Genomic DNA, 21,499 nt, shown 5'->3' with positions numbered 1-21,499 from the left:
ATAGGCATGCAATGCACCTGCTTGAGGAATCCATCACTTTTCGGCGAATCCCGGTTGGAACAAGCGCGTTGCGGCCCCAATGCGCCGAAAGCCGTCTTAAGGATGATCGATGCCACACCCCGGCTCGCTAGGATAGGAGAAAGGCCATCAGCCGGAGATAACCTGAAACTCGAAAGAAGGAGACGCATCGTGGGCCCACGAACCCGGAGCATTCGAATAGCCGGTACCGCAGCGGCACTTTCCTTGGGGCTGGCTGGCGCCCTGCCTGCCGCGCAAGCTGCCACCGGTGTGCAGGTCGTTGCCGGGCAGAACCTGGAATCGGTCACCATCGAGGATTCCACCGGCAAGCTCAATGAGCAGCGGCTGCGTGATGCACTGGACGAGCTCGATTTCAACGAGCCCACGGACGTGGCAATCTACGCCCGCAACGGAGAATACTCCGATGACATCAACACCAAGACGCTGGAATACGCCAAGTCATCCCATCCGGAATGGATATCAGGGAAGCCCGAAGACTATGGCGACTACTGGGCCGACGGCCTGTTCATCATCACCTTGTCCATCGAAGGAGAAGGAGATGGACAGATCGGCACGTACTTCGGCGAAGACCGCAAGGTCTCAGAGAGCTCCATGGAGAGCATCCACGAAGCCGGCTACGACGACTTCAATCTATCCCGGTGGACCGACGGCGTCATTGCGGTAGCCGATCAGGCGGCCGTGATCATGAATCGGCCCTGGTACCAGCACCCGGCCTTGTGGATATCCACGGGCGTCGTAGGCCTCGTGGCTGCCATTATCGGCGGCGTCGCACTGCACACTCGGTCAACGCGTCGGAAAACTTTCGCGGAAGAACTGCATCAGGGGACCTTGCACCTGACCAACGTCACGATGGATCTGGAAGAAACCGAATTGGCGGCTCGTACGCTGCCGTCGGCTTCAGGGCATGCAGCCGAGCTGGAGCAGCGCTTCACCAAGTTCATGGCCAAATACCGTGCTTGTTTTGCAGCGCAGCAGGCACTGGAAGACTCGGGCAAGAAGGAGCGGTCCGGCTCCGAAGGCGTTCGCTTCGCCAAGGAATTCCGCGAAACAGCGCAGTCCCTGGACCTGACCGATGACGCCATCATTGCCGCGGCGGCGCTTTATACCCGTTCAGCATCCTGGGAAGAGGCGTGGCATGCACAGACCGAGCCGCTAGAAGAGGACCTCGACGAGATCAGGGAGTTGCTCAACGACGTAGAGCCGGAACTGATGGGCAGCGCGGCCGCCTTGGCTTCCTACCGGGAAATGGCAACCACGCAGCTCGGCGAATTGTCAGTGCAGCTGAAGAAAGAATCGATCACGGTGGATCAAGCGCTCGATGGATTATCGGAGTTGCGTGCCGAATTGACCGAAAAGCTGGATGTCTTCGCCCAAGCTCAAATCGAAGTGTATGCGGAAAGTGCCGAAGAGAAGGCCGACATGCAATCGGCATTGAAGAAATCCCGCTACGAATCCGGGGCATATGACGGCCGTTCCGGCACCATCCTGGACGTTTTGAATCCCGCATCGATGTATTGGCGCGTGGGTGGCTACCACCACGGATATTCCGCGGGCGTCAGCGCAGTGGCTGAGTCGCGTGAAGCAGCGAGCTCGTCGGGCGGAGTCTCCGGCGGATACTCTGGTGGCGGAAGCTTCTCCGGCGCTGGCGGATCTTCGCGCTTCTGATGGAAGGCAACGATATCTTCGCAGAGCTGCTGCCGTCTTCGGTACATGTGGTCCAGTCGCGTACCGAGCTGGAAGACGGCCGATCCTACGGGGAAGAAGAACGGTACATCGCCGAGGCGGTGCCTGAGCGGCAGCAGGAATTCCGTACTGTCCGTGTCTGCGCTCGCCGAGCGCTGGCACAACTGGGCTATGCGGGCGTTGCCTTGGTTCCAGATCAAAAACGGGCACCGATCTGGCCAGCTGGCGTGGTGGGGAGCATGACCCATTGCGCTGGCTTCCGTGCAGCGGCAGTAGCCTCCACCAGCGATATTCGCGGCCTTGGCATCGACGCCGAACTGCATGCTCCGCTGCCGGCAGAAATCCTCGACATCATCTTGCTTCCCGAAGAGCAGGTGATGGCCGCCGAGCTATCGGCGCACCATCCGGGCATCGCCTGGGACCGGCTGATTTTCAGCGCCAAGGAAAGCATCTTCAAGGCGTGGTTCCCACTGACCAGGCAGTGGCTGGATTTCCTGGAATGCGAGATTCGCGTCGATGCGCAGTCCCACCGTTTCCACGCCGGAATCCGGGCTACGGGACCGGTTGCCGCGCAGCATGCTCTCGCATCGATGAGCGGTCGCTGGATCGCCGAAGGACCGCGCGGCCAAGGGCTGCTGGGGACCTGCGTCATCGTTCCCTAGCAGCGGTGCACCGGGAACGGATCTAGAATTCTTCGCCGTGGGTAATCACCTTGGCCGCGCGGCCCACGATTTTCGGATCGGGGGAGCCTACCAGGTGGTGGTCCTTGCCCTTGTACTCGAAAAGGTTCAGCACGTGGCGCATCGCCTGCAACCGGGCGCGCTTCTTGTCGTTGGACTTCACCACGGTCCACGGTGCATGCTCCGTATCGGTCTTGAGGAACATTTCCTTTTTGGCTTGGGTGTACTTTTCCCACTTATCCAGGGACTCGAGATCCATGGGCGAGAGCTTCCACTGGCGCACCGGATCGATGCGGCGGATGGTGAATCGGGTCAGCTGCTCGCTGGCGGACACCGAGAACCAGAACTTCACCAGGTCGATGCCCTCGTCGACGACCATCTTCTCGAAGGCGGGAGTCTGCTCCAGGAAGTGGTCCACCTGGGTTTCGGTGCAAAATCCCATCACGCGTTCGACGCCGGCACGGTTGTACCAGGAGCGGTCGAAGAGCACGATCTCGCCCGCCGAGGGGAAATGCTGCACATAGCGCTGGTAGTACCACTGGGTGGACTCGCGCTCGCTCGGCTTTTCCAAGGCCACCACGCGGGCGCCACGCGGGTTCAGGTGTTCGGTGAAACGCTTGATCGTGCCGCCTTTGCCGGCAGCATCGCGGCCTTCGAAAACGATCATGATCCGGCGGCCATGGGCTTTCGCCCATTTCTGCAGTTTCAGCAGCTCGATCTGCAGTGCCCGCTTTTCAGCCTCGTAGGTGGCGCGATCCAGTTTCTGGAAATACGGGTAGTTCTCCCGCCAGGTATCGACGATGCTTCCATCGGCGCGGACGAGCACCGGATCGTCATCGTCGTTATCGAGGACGGAATAGCCCTGGAAGGCTTCATCGAGCAGGGGGATCTCTACAGTCATGCAATGACCGTAGAGCCATCCGGTGAACAGCTTGTGAACAAATGCTGAACAAGACCAAGCCAGAGGGTTGTTTGTGATGAAGGACAACAGCCCTGCGGACATGGCCGGAACATCATGGCACCGTGCGCCGATCAGGCAGGGAAGGGCGGAAGCGCCTCGGAAAACAGCCATGCGTCCAGGATGTCCTGGATCTCTTCCGCCGGTGCGTAGTGGCCCAATAGGTCAGCGAATTCCTGCGTGCTCACCGTCGAATGCTGATGCGTGGCGGTCCATTGGCGAAGCATCGTGTAGAAGTCCGTTTCGCCCAGCCGCCGCATCAGAGCATACAGGGCCAGCGCTCCGCGCTTGTACACCCGGTCATCGAACATGTCGTGGGGCCCGGGGTCCCCGACCATGATGTCCTGCGGCAAGCCTTCGAGCATGGCCCACGCGTGGCGGGCACGCTCGTCCAACGCCATCACCTGGGCTTTTTCGGAGTACACCCATTCGCTGAAGCAAGCGAAACCCTCGTTGAGCCAGATATCCTTCCAGCGCCCCGGAGTCAGGGAGTTGCCGAACCACTGGTGCGCGAACTCGTGGGCGATCAGGCGCTGGGCTTCCCACTGCAGCGACAAGTGGTTCTTGCCGAAGATGCTCAGGCCCTGGGCTTCGAGCGGGATCTCCAGTTCGTCATCGACCACGACGATCTTGTAGCTCTCGAACGGGTACGGGCCGAATTTCCGCTCGAACAGCTCAGCCATCGCCGTCTGCTTCGCGAACGCGCCGCGCACCGGCACCTCGGTTCCCGGAACCGAGTAGGCCACCAGGTGGCCGCCTTCATCGAAAGGAATCTGGCTATAACGGCCGATCTGCACGGTGGCGAGGTAGCTGGCCATCGGCTCACGCTGCTCGTAGACCCACGTCTCGCGGCTGGCCGAACGGCGATGGTCCACCAGCTGGCCATTGGCCACGACGCGGTAGCCGGCATCCGCCGAGATCTCGAAGCGGTAGCTGGACTTGTGGCTGGGGTGGTCGTTGCACGGGTACCAAGTCGAGGCGCCTACTGGCTGGCCGGAGACCAGGATGCCATCGGTGAGCTCTTCCCAGCCAAGCTCGCCCCACAGCCCGTTTTCTGCCTGCGGGCTGCCGGCATAGCGCAGGTTCAGCTCCACCCGCTCGCCGGCTTTCACCATTGCTGGCAGGGAAACGACCATCCGGTGGTGCTTCTTGGCCACCGGCACCTTGCGCCCCTGGCAGGTGGCCTTGACGATCTTCAATCCGCTGAGGTTCAACGCGACCTCATTGATATCCTCCAAGGCGCGGATGCGCAGCATGGCCCGGCCATCAAGCAGGTTGCTGGCGAGCTTGATGACCAACGACAGGTCATAGTGCTCCACCGTGTACGTCGGGGACCCATGGTGCTTGGTGTACTCATCGAGTATGCGGTGGGGCATCGGCGGGGAATCCTCAGGCTTGTTGGTCAGCCGGTTGCTCGGCTTTGGTCTCGGGTTCGATGTTCCAGCGTACCGCCGGATTACCGCGCCAGTAGGTATTTGCCGGAAGCACCTCGCCGCGCAGCACCAGGCTGGCTGGCCCGGTGGTGGTGCCTTCGGAGATCCGCGCGGCGGGCAGGATGACGCTGTGCGGGCCGAGCGTTGCCCCGGCGCCCAGGGACACCGCGTCGATGGACATGATCCGGTCGTGGAACAGGTGGGTTTGCAGGACACTGCCGCGGTTCACCGTGGCGTGGTCTTCCAATGTCACCAGGTCCGCTTCCGGGAACCAGTAGCTCTCGCACCACACGCCATGGCCGATCTTTGCCCCCTGCGCGCGCAGGAACCAGACCAAGGCCGGGGTGCCCGAAGCCAAACGGGCGAACCATTGGGCGCAGACCAGCTCGGTGAAGGAATCCACCATTTCGGTGCGCCATATGAAGGAACTCCACAATGCGTGCTCGCCCGGGCGAATCACGCCAACCACCAGCCACTTGGCGGCGACCGCCACCAAGGCGGCGACTGCTCCGGCCAGGACCAGCACCGCGCCGGAAAGCAGGATCGCGACCAGCGGGTTGAAGTAGGTGGTCAAGGCGGACAGCGCCCAAAGCACGCCGCCGGCAATTCCGACAGTGGTGAACACCGCGAGGCCACGGGTCAGCTCCCACCCCGCCCGCATCGCCTTGAGCTTCAGGGTTGGGCGGTAGGTCAGATCCGATTCGCCTTCCACGGTGGTGCGGCGCAGCTTGTGCGGGGGCGAGCCGATCCACGAGGTGCCGGCCTTCATCTTCTTCGGCGTGGCCGACAGCACCGCGATCAGCGAGCGCTTGGGCACCCGGCGCCCGGCATGCAGGATGCCGGAGTTGCCCAGGAAGGCCTTCTTGCCCACGCGAACCGGGGCAATGTGCATCCAGCCGCCACCGAGCTCATAGGAAGCAACCATGGTGTCATCGGCCAGGAACGCACCCGAGGAAATGGTGGTCATCTTCGGAATCAGCAGCACCGTGGAGATCTCCACATCGCGGCCCACCTTGGCACCGAGCAGGCGCAGCCAGATCGGGGTGAAGAGCGAGGCGTAGAGCGGGAAGAGCAGGTCGCGGGCGGTATCCAAGACGCGTTCGGTAGCCCAGGCCTGCCAGCCAACGCGGGAAGTGACTGGATGCCACCCCTCTGCCAGGCCGATGGAAAGCAGGCGGACAATGGCGATGGTCAGCACCATGGTGGCCAGGAACCACACGGTGGCGCCCAGCAGCACGGCCGGAATGAACCGCCAGCCGATCCCGGCCAGCGATTGCGCGCTGCCAAGTACCGGGGCTATGGCCAGCAACGCGGCAATCACCGGAAGCCACTGTGCGAGGTTCAACGCCATGGAACCGATGCCGCCCAGAATACGGGGCAGCGCCTTGTGCTCCGGTTCCTGCGTTGGCCACTTCGGCTTGGCCTTGCCTTCGCGCTGCGCCGGCGAACCGGCATAGCGGGAATGGCTGCGGGCCTGGCCGTAGACCGCGGATCCCGCTTCAACGATGGTGTGCGCACCGATAGCTGCCCCGGGGGCCAGGGTGCTGCGGGCGCCGATGGAGGCGTGGGCGCCGATCTCAATGGTGCCCACGTGCAGCTTGTCCCCGTCGATCCAGTAGCCCGAGATATCCACCTCGGGCTCGATGGAGGCTCCGGGGCCGACTCGCAGCATGCCGGTGACCGGTGGCAGGGTGTGCATGGTCGCGGTGCGGTCGATCTGCGCACCGAGCATCCGCGCATACCAAGGCAGCAGCGGAGCGGACGCCAGGGACACCGGATCGACCACATCGGCGATGTGCTGGGCCAGCCAGAGGCGCAGGTGCACCGAACCCGAGCGGGGGTAGGTCCCCGGCTTCAAGTCGCGGAGCAAGAGCTTCGTGGCCGCGATGGACAGGCCCATGCGCCCTACCGGGGTCACGAAGACCAGCCAGAGGCCGGCAAGCACGTACCACGGGGTCGGCAGGTGCGCCTCGAAAACACCGAGGAACACCAGCAACAGGTGTCCGAGCATGAGGTAGGTGAACCAGCGCAGGCCCGAGAGGATGAACAGCGGCCCGGCGGCCAGGGACTGCGCCCATTGGGTTCCCCGCTGGGTGCGTTCGACCGTGCGCGGCTGCGCCGGCGTCGCGGATGGCTGCTGGCCGCCGAGGTATTCGAGCAGTGCGCCAAAACGCGGGTAGTCGTAGAGCTGCGCGACGGTCAGGTCCGGGTAGCGGGCACGCAGTGCCGAAACCAGCTGGGCCGCGGCCAGCGACCCGCCACCGGAAGCGAAGAAATCGGCGTCCAGGCCGGCGGCCGAAGCGCCCAGCGCGCCGCGCCAAGCTTCGGCAAGAAACTGCCCGGTCTCATCGAGTTCGGGCAGGCCGGAGCCCTCGGCAGCCAGTTCGGCGCCCGGCAACGGCCACGGCAGCGCATTGCGGTCCACCTTGCCGCTGGTCTTCATCGGCAGGCTGCCCATCACCGCCAGGATCGGCACCATCGGCGCTGGCAGGTCGGCAAGCAAGCGGGTGCGCGCTGCACCCAGATCATAGTTTTCCGCTGCCTGCAGGTAGCCGACCAGGACCTTGTTGCCGGTGGCGGTCTCGCGTACCGCTACCGCCGCGGAAGAAACTTCGGGAAGCGAGTTGAGCGCGGCGTCGATTTCGCCCAGCTCGATACGCCGTCCGCCGATCTTCACCTGGTCATCCACGCGGCCGATGAAGATCAGCCCCAGCGGGTCATTGATGACCATATCGCCCGAGCGGTAGGCGCGCTCCCAGCCCAAGGTGGGCATCGGCGCGTACTTCTCGGCATCCTTTTCCGGATCCAGGTAGCGCGCCAGTCCCACGCCGCCGATGATCAGCTCCCCGGATTCCCCTTCGGCGACCGGGATCCCCTCGGTATCAACCACCGCCAGATCCCAACCGTCCAGCGGCAGGCCGATGCGTACCGGCACGCTGCCGTCCATGGTGGCGCCGCAGGCTACCACGGTCGCTTCGGTCGGTCCGTAGGTGTTCCAGACTTCGCGGCCTTCGGTGGCTAGCCGCCCGGCCAGTTCCGGCGGGCAGGCCTCGCCGCCGAAAATCAGCAGGCGCACCGAGTCCAGGGCCTGCGCCGGCCACAGCGCCGCCAGGGTGGGCACGGTCGAAACGGCGGTAATGGAACGGGAAATCAGCCACGGGCCCAGGTCCATGCCGCTGCGCACCAGGGCGCGCGGGGCCGGGACCAGGCAGGAGCCGTTGCGCCAGGCGATCCACATTTCCTCGCAGGAGGCATCGAAGGCGACGGACAGTCCGGCGAGCACCCGGTCGGTGGTGTTCAGCGGATCGCCGGGCAGGAACATCTTCGCTTCGGCATCCACGAAGGCCGCTGCCGAACGGTGGGTGACCGCGACGCCCTTGGGCTTGCCGGTGGAACCGGAAGTGAAGATGATCCATGCGTCATCTTCCATTCCAGGCATTCGCGGGTTCGCAAAAGGCTTGGGGCGCTGGCTATCGGCCACGACGGTATCGCGTCCCTTGATGATGCCCGCGACTTCGGCCTCGGTGAACACGGTCTTGGCGCGCTCGTCGGGGTCATCGGCATCGACCGGGACATAGGCGGCCCCAACCCACATGATCGCGAGGATCCATTCATACAGGTGCCGGGTGCCCGATTCAACGCGCACGCCGATGCGGTCGCCGGCGCCTAGGCCCTGGGCATGCAGCCGCCGGGCCTTGTTCTTGACCTCTTCGAGCAGCTCCGCGTAGCTCTCTACGCGTTCGCCGTCGTCAATGGCCGGCGCATCGGGATGAGCCTGGGCGGTGGCCTGCAGGATGTCCATGAGGGTGCGCGCAGCCGGCGCCAGGGTTCCGGAGGGGAACTGGGGTGGATGGATTGGTGCATCCGGCGCTGGAGTTCGTTCGTTGTCCATGCTGATCGGATCCGTCCCTTCACTAAGAGTGCAAGATGGGTCGCTGGGGGAGAGCGTCCCAGAAGTGAAGTGGATCCTGGAGGGGTGGAACGCAAGGGTTCCAGTCACCATTAAAGCGTGTTATGGGTTAAGAGCGGAAAAATTTGATTGAAGTGTCATGCATCTCTCAACTGTTGCGGACCGGCGGCAGCAAGGAGCCGCGGTGGATGCCCGGCATCGCCCCGGTGCTTTCGGGGCAGACGCCGGCATGCCCAGGTTGCCGGTGCCCGGCCATCGCTAGGGAACCAGGATGACCTTGCCGGTGGTGGCGCGCGATTCCAGCGCGGCATGGGCCGCGGCGGCTTCGGCCAGCGGGAATTCGGCGCCGATGCGCACATCGATGTCCCCGGTGGCTACCCAGCCGAAGATATCGCCGAAGCGCCAGTGCAGCTCCTGCTCGGTGGCCAGGAAGTCATCGAGCTTCGGCCGGGTCACGCTCAGCGAACCGCCGGCGTTCAGCCGCTGCAGGTTGAAGTCCGGGACCTGGCCGCTGGCCCCGCCGAAGAGCACCAGGGTGCCGCGCCGGCGCAGGGCTGCCAGCGAGGTCTCGAACGTGTCCTTGCCGATGCCGTCGTAGACCGCGTGCACGCCCGCGCCGCCGGTGACCTGCGCGACGGTGTCCGCCACCTGGTCGTAATCCACCACGTAGTCGGCTCCGGCCGCCTTGGCCAGGTCCTTCTTTTCCTGCGTGGAGGCGGTGGTGATCACGGTGGCGCCCTTGAGCTTGAGCAGCTGGGTGAGGATCAGGCCCACGCCGCCAGCGCCCGCGTAGGTCAAGACGGTATCGCCGGAGCGCACCATGTAGCTCGAATGCACCAGGTAGTGCGCGGTCATGCCCTGCAGCGGCAGCGCGGCGGCGATGCTAAGGTTCACCGCATCGGGCACCTTGCCCGCGCGCTTGGCTTCCACCAGCGCGTACTGGGCGTAGCCCCGGGAGCCGGAGGCGGTGGCCACCCGGTCGCCCACCTGGTAATTCTGCACGCCCTCGCCGATCTGCTCCACCACGCCGGAGAATTCGCTGCCCGGGGTGAAGGGGTAGTCCACCGTGTACACGCCGCTGCGCTGGTAGGTTTCGATGAAGTTCACGCCGGTGGCCGCGACCTTCACCAGCAGCTGGCCCGGGCCCGGGGCAGGGACCGGGATCTGATCCGGGACCAGCCCGCTGGCATCGGTCGGTTCGTGAACCACAATGGCTTGCTGCTGCATAGTGCCGCGCTCCTTAAGCTGCGTGTTTCGATCCCGGCACGCGATGCCGGGACGGTCTCTAGGGCCAGTTTAGGACTTCGGAGCGCTGCGCGGGCACCGTGGGGCGGATGTCGGGTTACGTGACGAATAATTTTATGAATATTTATTAGCCTGCATGAATATTTCGCGGTAGAATCAGGTCATGACGATTTCAGTAGCTGTTTCCGGCGCCAGTGGATACGCCGGTGGCGAGGTCCTGCGCATCCTCGCGGCCCACCCAGAAGTAGAGATTGGCGCGATCACCGCGCATTCGCAGGCCGGGCAGCGGCTCGGCTCGATCGCCCCGCACCTGCATGCGCTCGCCGATCGTGTCCTGCTGGACACCACCGTGGAAAACCTCGCCGGGCATGACGTCGTGTTCCTGGCACTGCCGCACGGCGCATCGGCCGCCGTGGCCGCGGCGCTGCCCGAATCCACCCTGGTCATCGACGCCGGCGCGGACCACCGGCTGGAATCCGCCGAAGCCTGGGAGAAATTCTACGGCTCGGCGCATGCCGGCTTTTGGCCCTACGGCCTGCCCGAACTTCCCGGTGCGCGCGAAAAGCTGGTGGGCACCAAGCGCGTGGCCGTCCCGGGCTGCTACCCGACCGGCGCGCAGCTGGCCCTGGCTCCGGGATTCGCCGCCGGCCTGCTGGAAGCCGACGACGTGGTCATCGTCTCCGCCTCGGGCACCTCGGGTGCCGGCAAGTCGCTGAAGCCCAACCTGCTGGGCAGCGAAACCATGGGCTCGATGAGCACCTACGGGGTGGGCGGGTCCCACCGCCACATCCCGGAAATGGAACAGGGCTTCTCGCAGCTCGCCGGCGAACCGGTCACCGTGTCCTTCACCCCCCCCCTGGCCCCGATGCCGCGCGGCATCCTGACCACCGCCACCGCCAAGGCCAAGCCCGAGGTGAGCGAAGCGCAGCTGCGCGAAGCATGGTCCGCGGCCTATGCCGACGAGCTCTTCGTGCACCTGCTGCCCGAGGGCCAATGGCCGACCACCGGGGCGGTGCTGGGATCGAACCACGTCCAGCTGCAGCTGGCCTTCGACACCCACGCCAACCGCGTGATCGTCACCGCCGCACTGGATAATCTCACCAAGGGCACCGCAGGTGCCGCGGTCCAGTCGATGAACATCGCACTGGGACTGGAAGAAAACACCGGATTGCTCATGCAAGGAGTTGCACCGTGAGTCTCGCCTACACCAGCACCCACCCATCCGCTGCCGCCACCGGGGTCACCGCACCGGCAGGCTTCGCCGCCGCCGGCGTCCCGGCAGGCCTGAAGTCCACCGGCAAGAACGACGTGGTCGTGGTCAAGAACCTCGGCCCGCAGTTCACCGCCGCCGGCGTGTTCACCTCCAACCGCGTGGCCGCCGCCCCGGTGCACTGGTCCAAGCAGGTGCTGGCCGATGGCCGCATCGACGCCGTGGTGCTCAACTCCGGCGGGGCCAACGCCTGCACCGGCGCCGAAGGCTTCGCGAACACCCACAAGACCGCCGAATACGCCGCGCAGCTGCTCTCGGTTTCCGCCGGCGACGTGGCCGTGGCGTCCACCGGGCTGATCGGGATGCAGCTGCCCATGGACAAGCTGCTGCCCGGGGTCCAGGCCGCCGCCGGGGCGCTGGCCGACGACCAGAACGCGGCCGATGCGGCCGCCGCGGGCATCATGACCACCGACACCGTGCCGAAGCTGGTTTCCCGCATTGTCGGGGCGCCGGGTTCCGGCCAGGTCATCATCGGCGGCATGGCCAAGGGCGCGGGCATGCTCGCCCCGGCGCTGGCCACCATGCTGGTGGTGCTCACCACCGATGCGGTGCTGACCTCCGCACAGGCCGATGCCGCGCTGCGCGCCGCCACCGCGATGAGCTTCGACCGCGCGGACTCCGATGGCTGCATGTCCACCAACGACACCGTGCTGCTGCTGGCCTCCGGCGCCGGGGGCGCCGCCCCGGACTTGGCCGAGTTCACCGCGGCGCTGACCGACGCCTGCTGCGAGCTGGCCGCGAAGCTGATCGAGGACGCCGAAGGAGCGGAGCACACCATCGCGATCCGCACCTTCAACGCCGCTACCGAGGCCGACGCCCTGGAAGTATCCAAGGCCGTCTCGCGCTCCAACCTGGTCAAGACCGCGGTCTTCGGCAAGGATCCGAACTGGGGCCGGGTGCTCTCCGAGGTCGGCACCACCAAGGCCGCGTTCGAACCCGATGAGCTGAACGTGTCGATCAACTCCGTGATGGTCTGCAAGAACGGCGGGGTGGGCGAGGACCGCAGCCTGGTTTCGCTCGAAGAACGCAACGTGTTGATCGAGATCGACCTGAACGCGGGCACCGAACAAGCCACCGTGCTGACCAACGACCTGACCCACGACTACGTCCACGAGAACTCCGCCTACTCCAGCTAGGCAGAAACTAGGAACACTCCCATGGCCCACACCGCCCGCACCAACCTGGGCATCGCCCAGTCCAAGGCCGAAGCGCTCATCGAGGCGCTGCCCTGGATCCAGCGCTTCGCCGGGACCACGATGGTCATCAAATACGGTGGCAACGCGATGGTCAACGACGATCTGCGCCGCGCCTTCGCCGAGGACATCGTGTTCCTGCGCCACGCCGGGATCAACCCGGTGGTGGTGCACGGCGGGGGACCGCAGATCAACAGGATGCTCGACACCCTCGGGATCGAATCCGAATTCCGCGGCGGGCTGCGGGTGACCACCCCCGAAGCCATGGACGTGGTGCGGATGGTGCTCACCGGCCAGGTGCAGCGCGACCTGGTCGGCCTGATCAACTCGCACGGACCCTACTCGGTGGGCATGTCCGGCGAGGACGGCGCCACCTTGCAGGCAGTGCGCACCGGCACGGTCGTGGGCGGCCTGCCCGTGGACCTGGGGCTGGTCGGCGAGGTCACCACCGTGCGCACCGACCAGGTGGACTCGCTGGTGGATGCCGGGATGATCCCGGTCATCTCCACCGTCGCCCCGGAATTCGACGAATCCGGCGAGCCCACCGGAGCGGTGCTGAACGTCAACGCGGATACCGCCGCGGCCGCGCTGGCCACCGCGCTGGGCGCCGCCAAGCTGGTGATCCTCACGGACGTAGAGGGCCTGTACGCCGCCTGGCCGGACAAGTCCTCGCTGATCAGCTCGATCACCAACGACGAGCTGCGCACCATGCTGCCATCGCTGGAATCGGGCATGATCCCGAAAATGGGCGCCTGCCTCAAAGCCGTCGACGGGGGCGTGGGCCAGGCCCACATCGTCGATGGCCGCGCCCCGCACTCGATGCTGCTGGAAATCTTCACCACCGCCGGCGTGGGCACCCAGGTGCTCCCGGCCACCGCACAAAAGAAGGACGCCAAGTGAGCGAGCACGCCGCTGAAACCACCTCCTCCGCCCTGGCTGGAACCGCTGAAGCTGCCGGGCTGGCGCAGCTGTCCTCGGCCGCCCTGGCCGAACGCTACTCCAGCTCCCTGCTCGGCGTCTTCGGCACCCCGCAGCGCGTGCTGGTGCGCGGGGCCGGCTGCCATGTCTGGGACGCCGATGGCAACCAGTACCTGGATCTGCTCGGCGGCATCGCGGTCAACACCCTGGGCCACGGGCACCCGCTGCTGGCTTCCGTGATCAGCAGCCAGCTGTCCACCCTGGGCCATGTCTCGAACTTCTTCACTTCCCCCAGCCAGATCGCGCTGGCCGAGAAGCTGCTGGACATCTCCGCCGCCCCGGCCGGCTCCAAGGTCTTCTTCGCCAACTCCGGCACCGAAGCCAATGAGGCCGCGCTGAAGCTGACCCGGCGCAACGCCGGCACGCCGCAGGCTCCGCGCACCAAGGTGATCGCCCTGGAGCATTCCTTCCACGGCCGCACCTTGGGCGCGCTGTCGCTGACCTACAAGGAAAAGTACCGCGCGCCCTTCGCCCCGCTGCCCGAAAACGTCAGCTGGATCCCGGCCGGGGACATCGACGCGCTGCGTGCCGCGGTGGACGAAACCGTCGCGGCGGTCTTCATCGAGCCGATCCAGGGCGAAGCCGGCGTGAAGATGCTCTCCGCGCAGTACCTGCAGGCCGCCCGCGACATCACCCGCGAAGCCGGCGCCCTGCTGGTCTTCGACGAGGTGCAGACCGGCATGGGCCGCACCGGGGCGTTCTTCGCCTCGGCCCCGGTGATCCCGGACGTGATGACCCTGGCCAAGGGCCTGGGCGGAGGCTTCCCGATCGGGGCGATGATCGTGTTCGGCGAGCAGAACACCGCCTGGCTGGCCCCGGGCGACCACGGCACCACCTTCGGCGGCAACCCGGTGGCCTGCGCCGCCGGCCTGGCCGTCATCCACACCATCGAATCCCAGAACCTGCTGGCCCATGTGCGCGCCACCGGCGACTGGCTGCGCGAGCAGCTGGCAGGCGTCGAGGGCATTGCCGCCGTGCGCGGCGCCGGGCTGCTCACCGCCTTCGAACTGGAATCCGCCAACGCGCCGAAGCTGGTCGCCGCGGCGCTGGATGCCGGATTCATCGTGAACGCCACCGACGAGAAGACCATCCGCCTGGCCCCGCCGCTGGTGATCACCACCGAGCAGCTGGGCACCCTGATCGCGGCCCTGCCGCAGCTGATCAGCGCCGCCAGCTAGCGGCCGGCAGCAACTTCGCGACCACCCCCTGCGACAGCAAAGGACTCACACCATGAGCGCAACCCGCCACTTCCTGACCGACCTGGATTTCACCCCCGACGAGCAGTCCAAGGTGCTGGACCTGGCCGCGGCGATGAAGGCCGACAAGTACGGCTACCAGCCGTTCGCCGGCCCGCAGAGCGTCGCGGTCTTCTTCGACAAGACCTCCACCCGCACCCGCGTGTCCTTCCACGCCGGCATCGCCGAACTCGGCGGCTCGCCGCTGATCATCAACTCCGCCGATTCGCAGCTGGGCCACAAGGAGTCCATCGCCGATTCCGCCAAGGTGCTCGAGCGCATGGTCTCCACCATCGTGTGGCGCACCTTCGCCCAGTCCGGCCTGGAGGAAATGGCCGCGAACTCTTCTGTTCCGGTGATCAACGCGCTATCGGACGACTACCACCCCTGCCAGCTGATCGCCGACCTGCTCACCGTGCGCGAGCACAAGGGCAAGACCGCCGGGCTGACCATGGCCTACCTGGGCGACGCGGCCAACAACATGGCCAACTCCTACCTGCTGGCCGGGGTCACCGCCGGCATGCACGTGCGCATCGCTGGCCCCGAGGGCTACCTGCCCGAGGCCCGCATCATCGAGGCCGCGCAGCAGCGCGCCGCGCTGACCGGGGGATCGGCCACGATCACCACCGATGCCGCCGCCGCGCTGGCCGACGCCGACGTGGTCGTCACCGACACCTGGGTGTCCATGGGCCAGGAAGCCGAGAAGGCCGAACGCCAGCAGCTGTTCACCGGCTACTCGGTGACCGCCGAAGCCATGAAACTGGCCAAGGACGACGCGATCGTGCTGCATTGCCTGCCGGCCTACCGCGGCTACGAGATCGACGCCGAGGTCATCGACGGCCCGCAGTCGGTCGTGTTCGACGAGGCCGAGAACCGCGTCCACGCGCAGAAGGCCGTGATGGCCTGGCTGATGGTCGCCTCCGGCCTGGCCGAAGATCCACGAGTGGAGCTCTAGGATGTCCGCCCAGCCAAGCACCAAAACCGCCCGCCAGGCCCGCATCCGCGCGTTCCTCGGCAACAACTCGGTCAAGTCCCAGGCCGAGCTGCTCGGCCTGCTCAAGGACGACGGGCTGGAAGTCACCCAGGCCACGCTCTCGCGCGACCTGGTGGAAATCGGAGCGGTGCGCATCCGCGACAACTCCGGGCAGCTGATCTACGCGGTGCGCCAGGAAGGCGGGGACCGTTCCCCGAAGACCGCGATCACCCAGGAAGTGCTCGACGCGCGCCTGGCCAAGATCTGCGCCGAGCAGCTGGTCACCGCCGAGGCATCCGGGAATATCGTGGTGCTGCGCACCCCGCCGGGCGCGGCGAACCTGCTGGCCCTGGCCATCGACCACTCGCAGATGCCCTCGATCCTGGGCTGCATCGCGGGGGATGACACCATCATGGTCACCACCCGCGCGGCCGACGGCGGCGCCGAAGTGGCCGCCCGCTTCCTGCAGCTGGCCGAACCGCGCTGACCGGCGCCGCCAGGTGATCGGGCGCTTGCCGCCGCGAACTTTTCCACAGCCCGCGGCGGCTTTGCCATGCCGGTCGAGATGGCGCCCGATGATCGGGGCATGGAACCACTTCAGAGCGCCAGCGCCACGAGCACCGCGGGACCCGCACTGGCCGCCAGCCTGGGGACCGTGGCGCAGCAGCTGGCCAGCGGCACCCCGCTGGACGCCGCCAGCTTGCTGCGCCCCGAAGCTGCGTGCCTGTTGCTGTTCCAGAACCTCTGCGCCCAGGCCTCGGGCTGCGCCGATCCGCGCCTCGCGCTGGCCCACGCCCACTTCGCCGAAGCCTTCAGCCGGCAAGCTTCCCGCACCGTCGTGATGGCGGCAAGCCAGGTGGAGACCAGCGCCGCCCACGCCCTGGACCTCGCCGAATTCGACCACCTGCGCGCGGGCACCACCGATTTCAGCGCCCCTGCGCAATTCGCGCCCGGCCGCACCCTCTACCTCGATGCGGCCACCGTCCTGTCCCAGATGCTGGATGTGAATTATTTCGAGGCCGACCGCCGCGTCAAGGACGCCCATCTGGTCCACGCCCGCAAGGATATCGCCGGCGCTGCCTGCGCCCCGCGTTTCACCCTGCTCGCAGAACACTTCGCCGGCACCCCCGCCCCTGGCACGCCAGTCGCAGATCCGTCCACGGAGGCCTTGCTGTCGCCGGCCGGCTGGGCCCTGCCGGGCCTGCACAGCAGACCGGATCCCCGCGAGGTGCTGAAAACCGCCCGCGCGCTGGACAAGTTCGAACCCGAAGACACCACCTTCGACGGCCTGCCCACCACGGCCACTGCCAAGGCCGCCGACGGCACCTTGCTCGAAGAGCATGCCGCCGCGCACCTGAGGGAAGACCAGATCCGCATCCGGCAGAAGCGCATCAATGGCTTGATCAAGGAGTACAAGGACGCGCACGACCAGGCTCCGACCCCGAAGCTGGGCCTCTTCCGCGGCAAGGTGGTCAACGGGGTCCATGAATTCATCGTCCGTGTCCGGGAGATCGACGCGGAACTCTGGGAATCGCTGATCACGCAGGCCGACAACAAGCGCACCAAGGCCGGCGCCGCCGCCCGCAAGGCCGCAGGCGCCGCCAGCGACAGCACTTCCGGCGATGAGCACGGCGATACCGCAGAGCCGTCTTCCAGCGGACACCCCGGCTCGGAGCCCGACCCCGACCCGGAATTCGACGGCGGCCAGCAAGCGCCTGATGGCAAAGCCGGGTGGGAAGAACCCGCGGAGCACCTCTGGAACAGCGACCAACCTGCTCCGGACTGGGCGGGCGTTGGCCCGCCAGCTCCTGCGGATGATGCCGCGCCAGATCCCGACCCGCCGAACCCGCCGGGCACACCGCTGCCGGGCTTGCCGGCAACTTGTTCGGTGCCCGAACGCCGGCTCAATGCGCTGAACGCAATCCTGCGCAATATCGGCCCCGACAGCCAGGGCAAGCGCATCACCCCCGAAATCGTGGTGCACGCGCGCTTCGAGGATCTCCAGGATCTCGCATCGCTCACCGGCATCAGCGCGCACGGCGTGAGAATTTCCGCGCCCCAGTTGCGCACCATGCTGTGCGAAGCCAAGGTGATCAGCCCGATCTACAACGCGGACGGGGTGATCATGGATATCGGCCGCGACGCCCGGCTCTTCCCGCGCTGGATGAAACTTGCCGCCCGCGACCGGGACGGCGGCTGCCTGGTCCCAGGCTGCACGGCAGACCCGGCACTGATCGAATTCCACCACTTCAACCCGTGGGCCAAGGGCGGCCATACCCGACTCCAGGACTGCTGCCCGCTCTGCGCACTGCACCACACCATGGTCCACAGCGGCTACCTGAAACTGGTCAAGATCAAGGGCCTGCCCCATGTCATCCTGCCCAAGCATCTGGATCCGCAGCAGCTACCGCGGCGCAACACCTATTTCGCCCGCACCTAGCTGCCCGACCTCGCAAAACTGCCGCGCCCTCGACTAGGAGTGCGCGGCAGAATTCGTGCGTTGATGCCATTCGGATCCGATCAGGCGGCAATATCCTCCACGGCATCCAGCGAGAAAGCCCGCTCGAAGGCGGCCTGGACCTCATCAGTATGCGCGACCAGGATGATCTTGTGGATCGGCGAAATATGCTTATTGGTCTCGATCCACCGGCTGATCGCTGCATGCGCGATGCTGGCAACCTGCTCAGGATCCCACCCGAACGCCCCTGCGCCAATCGCCGGGAACGCGACCGAGTGGGCCTCGTGGCGGGCCGCGACATACAGGGAGTTCACGAAGCAGTCATCGAGGATCTTGGGGTTCGGCTTGATCAGCGCCAAGTTGGGGGCCGCGGTGTGGACGACCCACTTGGCATGCAGGTTGCCGGCCTTGGTGACGACGGCAATGCCCGAAGGAATCCCGTCGGGGTAGCGGTTGGCCCGGATTTCCCGGCAGGCGGCCAGCAGGCTGGGACCAGCAGCTGCATGGATCGCGCCGTCGACGCCGCCTCCACCGAGCAGCGAAGGATTGGCCGCATTGACGATGGCATCAACATGAAGGGTGGTGATATCACCCCGGTACAGCTGGATTTCCATTGGGTACCTCCGAAGAACGTTCCGTATCGGCTCTATGATCACACCATACGCCCGGGCGCTGAGTACTGGAAGAGGCAAAACTTAAGGTTTCCTGCGTGTTCCGGAGCCTGGCCAGGCCCCGCAGAGCAGGGCGCAGCGATAAGCATGTGATGCATGAATCGCCGCACCGTTGCATAAATATGAGTTACATTGCATAAAGCTTTGCTAGAGTAGGGTGCAACGTCAATTTTCTCCGGCAGAAAGGAACGGGCCATGGCCTCGTCAACAAATGAAGGATCGCTCTGGGGCGGTCGCTTCTCCGGCGGCCCAGCGGATGCAATGGCAGCGCTGAGCAAGTCCACCCACTTCGACTGGCGCCTGGCCAGCTACGATATTGCCGGATCCCGTGCCCATGCCAAGGTGCTGAACCGCGCGGGCCTGCTCACCGATGCCGAGCTGGCAGACATGATCGCCGCCCTGGACCAGCTCGAAGCCGACGTCATCTCCGAGGCCTATGTCGCAGCGCCAACCGACGAAGACGTCCACGGCTCGCTGGAACGCGGCCTGCTGGAGCGCGCCGGCACCGCCCTGGGCGGCAAGCTGCGCGCCGGCCGGTCGCGCAATGACCAGATCGCCACCCTGGGCCGGATGTTCCTGCGCGACCACGCGCGGATCATCGCCCGCGGCGTGATCGACACCCTTGACGCCATGGTCGAGCAGGCCAAGGCGCACCCCTATGCGCCGATGCCCGGCCGCACCCACCTGCAGCATGCCCAGCCGATCCTGCTCTCGCACCTGCTGCTGGCCTACTCCTGGCCGCTGCTGCGCGATGTGCAGCGCCTGGTCGACTGGGACAAGCGTGCCGCCGTGTCGCCCTATGGTTCCGGTGCGCTGGCCGGCCAGACCCTGGGCCTGGATCCGAACTTCGTCGCCGCCGAGCTGGGCTTCGACTCGGCCGTGCACAACTCGATCGACGGCACCGCCGCCCGCGACGTGTTCGCCGAATTCTCCTGGATCGCGGCCATGATCGGCGTTGACCTCTCGCGCGTCTCGGAGGAGGTCATCCTCTGGGCCACCAAGGAATTCAGCTTCGTGAAGCTGCACGACTCCTTCTCCACCGGCTCCTCGATCATGCCGCAGAAGAAGAACCCCGATATCGCCGAGCTGGCCCGCGGCAAGGCAGGGCGCCTGATCGGCGACCTGACCGGCCTGCTGGCTACCCTCAAGGCCTTGCCGCTGGCCTACAACCGCGACCTGCAGGAAGACAAGGAACCGGTGTTCGACGCCGCGGACACCCTGGAAATCCTGCTGCCGGCGGTCGCCGGAATGATGGGCACCTTGACCTTCAATACCGAGCGCATGGCGGATCTGGCCCCGCAGGGCTTCGCCTTGGCGACCGACATCGCCGAATGGCTGGTCCGCCAGGGCGTGCCGTTCCGCGATGCCCACGAGCTCTCCGGCGCTGCGGTGCAGCTGGCCGAATCGCGCGGCGTGGAACTGTGGGACCTGACTGACGAGGAATACGCCGGCATCTCCGAGCACCTGACCCCGGCGGTGCGCGAGGTGCTCTCCACCGAGGGTTCGCTGAACGCCCGCAACGGCCAGGGCGGCACCGCCCCGAGCGCGGTCGCAGCGCAGCTCGCCGAGTTCGAGCGCCAGCTCGACCAGATCAAGGCCTGGGCCAAGTAGCACCAGGCGGGGCCAAGCGGCCGCCGCGCGGGAAGAATCCTGCCCGGCGGCCGCTTGCGCCTTAACCACGGCTTCGAGCCCTTGCGCATTTGCGCCCGGTTCGCGCTAAAGTGTGATTCATGACTCAACTCCTGGCCCCCGCCGAACTCATCGCGCAGGTCACCACCGCATTGGATGAACTTTCCGTACAGGTGCGGGAGGTTCCCGACACCCAGTACAGCAAGCCCAGTTCGCTGCCGGGCTGGAGCACCGCCCAGCTGATCGCGCATCTGGCCTCCTTCGCGAAGGCCGCCGTGCGCCAGTTCGAGAACGCCGGAGCCCAGCGGCCGCCGCTGATGTACGACGGGGGCGCCGAGGGCCGGATCGAGGCGATCAACATGACCGCGCTGATGCGCCCGGAGTCCCTGCGCGCCTTGGCCGCCGACGCGTTGGCCCAGTTGCGCGCCACCCTGCCTGGTGCCGAAGCCACGTGGGAGCAGCCGGTGGGGTATCGCCCGGGGGCCAAGGCCGCGGACCTGATGTACGCGACCTGGCGAGAGATGCTGATCCACGCCACCGACCTGGACGAATTCCTGCGCCCGGCCGCCAGCTGGCCGCCGGCATTCAGCGCGCATCTGTTCCGGGCGCTCGAAGCCCGCGTTCCGGAAGGAACCCGCCTGGTGCTGCAGCCGCATGGCAAACCCCGGATGGTGCTCGGGGACGGGGCGAAATCGTGGGTGCTCTCGGGCGCCGATTTCGACTTGGCCGCATGGATGGCCGGACGCCCTGCGGCCGGGCCGGTGCAGGTTACCGCGGCCGCCGACGGGGCCGCGGACCCGCAGCTGCTGCCCTGGCCCAGCGATCGCTTGATGAACCGCTAGCCTGGATGGTTAACCGCCGTACCGCATGGACACCGCCCAAAATGTGCTCATGATTATGCACGATCGTGCGGCGTGCGGCGCGCGAAGGGACTAAAATTACTAGGCGTGACTACTTCTGAGAGCATTAGCGACCTGCTGGATCGACTGAGCGAGATCGTGCCCGACTACCCGCAGCCAGGGATCTCCTTCAAGGACCTCACCCCGGTCTTCGCCGACCCGACCGGCCTGCGCCGCATGGTCGACGAGCTGATCGCCCCCTTCGAGGGGCAGTTCGACATCGTCGCGGGCCGCGAAGCCCGCGG

16 protein-coding genes and 1 pseudogene are annotated in these 21,499 nt (G+C 66.3%); 12 read left to right on the top strand and 5 right to left on the bottom strand.

The annotated features are described in order from the left end of the window. Nucleotides 1–189 precede the first annotated feature (189 nt). Nucleotides 190–1,704, top strand: a complete 1,515-nt coding sequence (locus ACNPM8_RS12130; RefSeq protein WP_388023838.1) for a DUF5129 domain-containing protein — start codon at nt 190–192, stop codon at nt 1,702–1,704. After that, nucleotides 1,704–2,384: a 4'-phosphopantetheinyl transferase family protein gene (locus tag ACNPM8_RS12125; protein ID WP_105658138.1), complete on the top strand. Its 681-nt coding sequence runs from the start codon at nt 1,704–1,706 to the stop codon at nt 2,382–2,384. Before ACNPM8_RS12130 ends, ACNPM8_RS12125 begins: the two co-directional genes overlap by 1 nt. A 22-nt stretch (nt 2,385–2,406) precedes the next feature. Here the strand turns inward: ACNPM8_RS12125 and ppk2 are convergent, their stop codons facing one another. The 4 genes from ppk2 to ACNPM8_RS12105 all read right to left on the bottom strand — a co-directional run bounded on the left by ppk2 (nt 2,407) and on the right by ACNPM8_RS12105 (nt 9,930). Beyond that, complete coding sequence (gene ppk2 / locus ACNPM8_RS12120) at nt 2,407–3,303, bottom strand: polyphosphate kinase 2 (RefSeq protein WP_105658137.1); 897 nt, start codon at nt 3,301–3,303, stop codon at nt 2,407–2,409. 131 nt (nt 3,304–3,434) lie between these two features. Next, the gene (locus ACNPM8_RS12115) at nt 3,435–4,736 is read right to left on the bottom strand and encodes a M1 family metallopeptidase (RefSeq protein ID WP_388023835.1); all 1,302 of its coding nucleotides are present in this window, start codon (nt 4,734–4,736) and stop codon (nt 3,435–3,437) included. Nucleotides 4,737–4,749: 13 nt separating this feature from the next. Continuing rightward, nucleotides 4,750–8,685 carry a Pls/PosA family non-ribosomal peptide synthetase gene (locus ACNPM8_RS12110; RefSeq protein ID WP_388023833.1) on the bottom strand — a complete coding sequence of 1,312 codons (3,936 nt, stop codon included), beginning with the start codon at nt 8,683–8,685 and terminating at the stop codon, nt 4,750–4,752. Nucleotides 8,686–8,961: 276 nt separating this feature from the next. Then, nucleotides 8,962–9,930, bottom strand: coding sequence for a quinone oxidoreductase family protein (locus ACNPM8_RS12105; RefSeq protein WP_181148893.1), 969 nt, complete (start codon nt 9,928–9,930; stop codon nt 8,962–8,964). Nucleotides 9,931–10,111: 181 nt separating this feature from the next. On the opposite strand from ACNPM8_RS12105, the gene argC reads away from it, so the two are divergent. The 7 genes from argC (at nt 10,112) to ACNPM8_RS12070 (ending at nt 18,037) form a co-directional block, all read left to right on the top strand. Continuing rightward, a complete protein-coding gene (gene argC / locus ACNPM8_RS12100) occupies nt 10,112–11,143 on the top strand; it encodes an N-acetyl-gamma-glutamyl-phosphate reductase (protein ID WP_448939921.1) in 1,032 nt (343 codons plus the stop codon). Beyond that, complete coding sequence (gene argJ / locus ACNPM8_RS12095; protein ID WP_448939920.1) at nt 11,140–12,354, top strand: bifunctional glutamate N-acetyltransferase/amino-acid acetyltransferase ArgJ; 1,215 nt, start codon at nt 11,140–11,142, stop codon at nt 12,352–12,354. The genes argC and argJ overlap by 4 nt, the downstream gene beginning before the upstream one ends. Nucleotides 12,355–12,375: 21 nt before the next feature. Beyond that, nucleotides 12,376–13,311 carry an acetylglutamate kinase gene (argB, locus tag ACNPM8_RS12090; protein WP_448939919.1) on the top strand — a complete coding sequence of 312 codons (936 nt, stop codon included), beginning with the start codon at nt 12,376–12,378 and terminating at the stop codon, nt 13,309–13,311. After that, the gene (locus ACNPM8_RS12085) at nt 13,308–14,567 is read left to right on the top strand and encodes an acetylornithine transaminase (RefSeq protein ID WP_388023825.1); all 1,260 of its coding nucleotides are present in this window, start codon (nt 13,308–13,310) and stop codon (nt 14,565–14,567) included. The genes argB and ACNPM8_RS12085 overlap by 4 nt, the downstream gene beginning before the upstream one ends. Before the next feature lie 52 nt (nt 14,568–14,619). After that, complete coding sequence (argF, locus tag ACNPM8_RS12080; RefSeq protein WP_388023822.1) at nt 14,620–15,579, top strand: ornithine carbamoyltransferase; 960 nt, start codon at nt 14,620–14,622, stop codon at nt 15,577–15,579. Between the two features lies 1 nt (nt 15,580). Further along, complete coding sequence (locus ACNPM8_RS12075) at nt 15,581–16,084, top strand: arginine repressor (protein WP_105658129.1); 504 nt, start codon at nt 15,581–15,583, stop codon at nt 16,082–16,084. A 99-nt stretch (nt 16,085–16,183) separates the two neighbouring features. Then, complete coding sequence (locus ACNPM8_RS12070; RefSeq protein WP_448939918.1) at nt 16,184–18,037, top strand: HNH endonuclease signature motif containing protein; 1,854 nt, start codon at nt 16,184–16,186, stop codon at nt 18,035–18,037. Nucleotides 18,038–18,117: 80 nt separating this feature from the next. Here the strand turns inward: ACNPM8_RS12070 and ACNPM8_RS12065 are convergent, their stop codons facing one another. Next, on the bottom strand, nt 18,118–18,669 hold the full coding sequence (locus ACNPM8_RS12065) for a macro domain-containing protein (protein WP_105661899.1): 552 nt from the start codon (nt 18,667–18,669) through the stop codon (nt 18,118–18,120). A 252-nt stretch (nt 18,670–18,921) separates the two neighbouring features. Here ACNPM8_RS12065 and argH point away from each other — a divergent pair, with 252 nt between their 5' ends. The 3 genes and pseudogenes from argH to ACNPM8_RS12050 form a co-directional block, all read left to right on the top strand. Further along, nucleotides 18,922–20,337: an argininosuccinate lyase gene (argH, locus tag ACNPM8_RS12060; RefSeq protein WP_105658126.1), complete on the top strand. Its 1,416-nt coding sequence runs from the start codon at nt 18,922–18,924 to the stop codon at nt 20,335–20,337. Between the two features lie 119 nt (nt 20,338–20,456). Beyond that, on the top strand, nt 20,457–21,197 hold the full coding sequence (locus tag ACNPM8_RS12055) for a maleylpyruvate isomerase family mycothiol-dependent enzyme (RefSeq protein WP_388023815.1): 741 nt from the start codon (nt 20,457–20,459) through the stop codon (nt 21,195–21,197). A gap of 105 nt (nt 21,198–21,302) precedes the next feature. Next, nucleotides 21,303–21,499 (top strand): annotated as a pseudogene (locus tag ACNPM8_RS12050) (adenine phosphoribosyltransferase); the annotation flags it as partial.

This window comes from Glutamicibacter sp. AGC46 (assembly GCF_053543715.1).
Note: the sequence above shows the minus strand (reverse complement) of the source record. Positions and strands in the feature narration are given on the sequence as shown.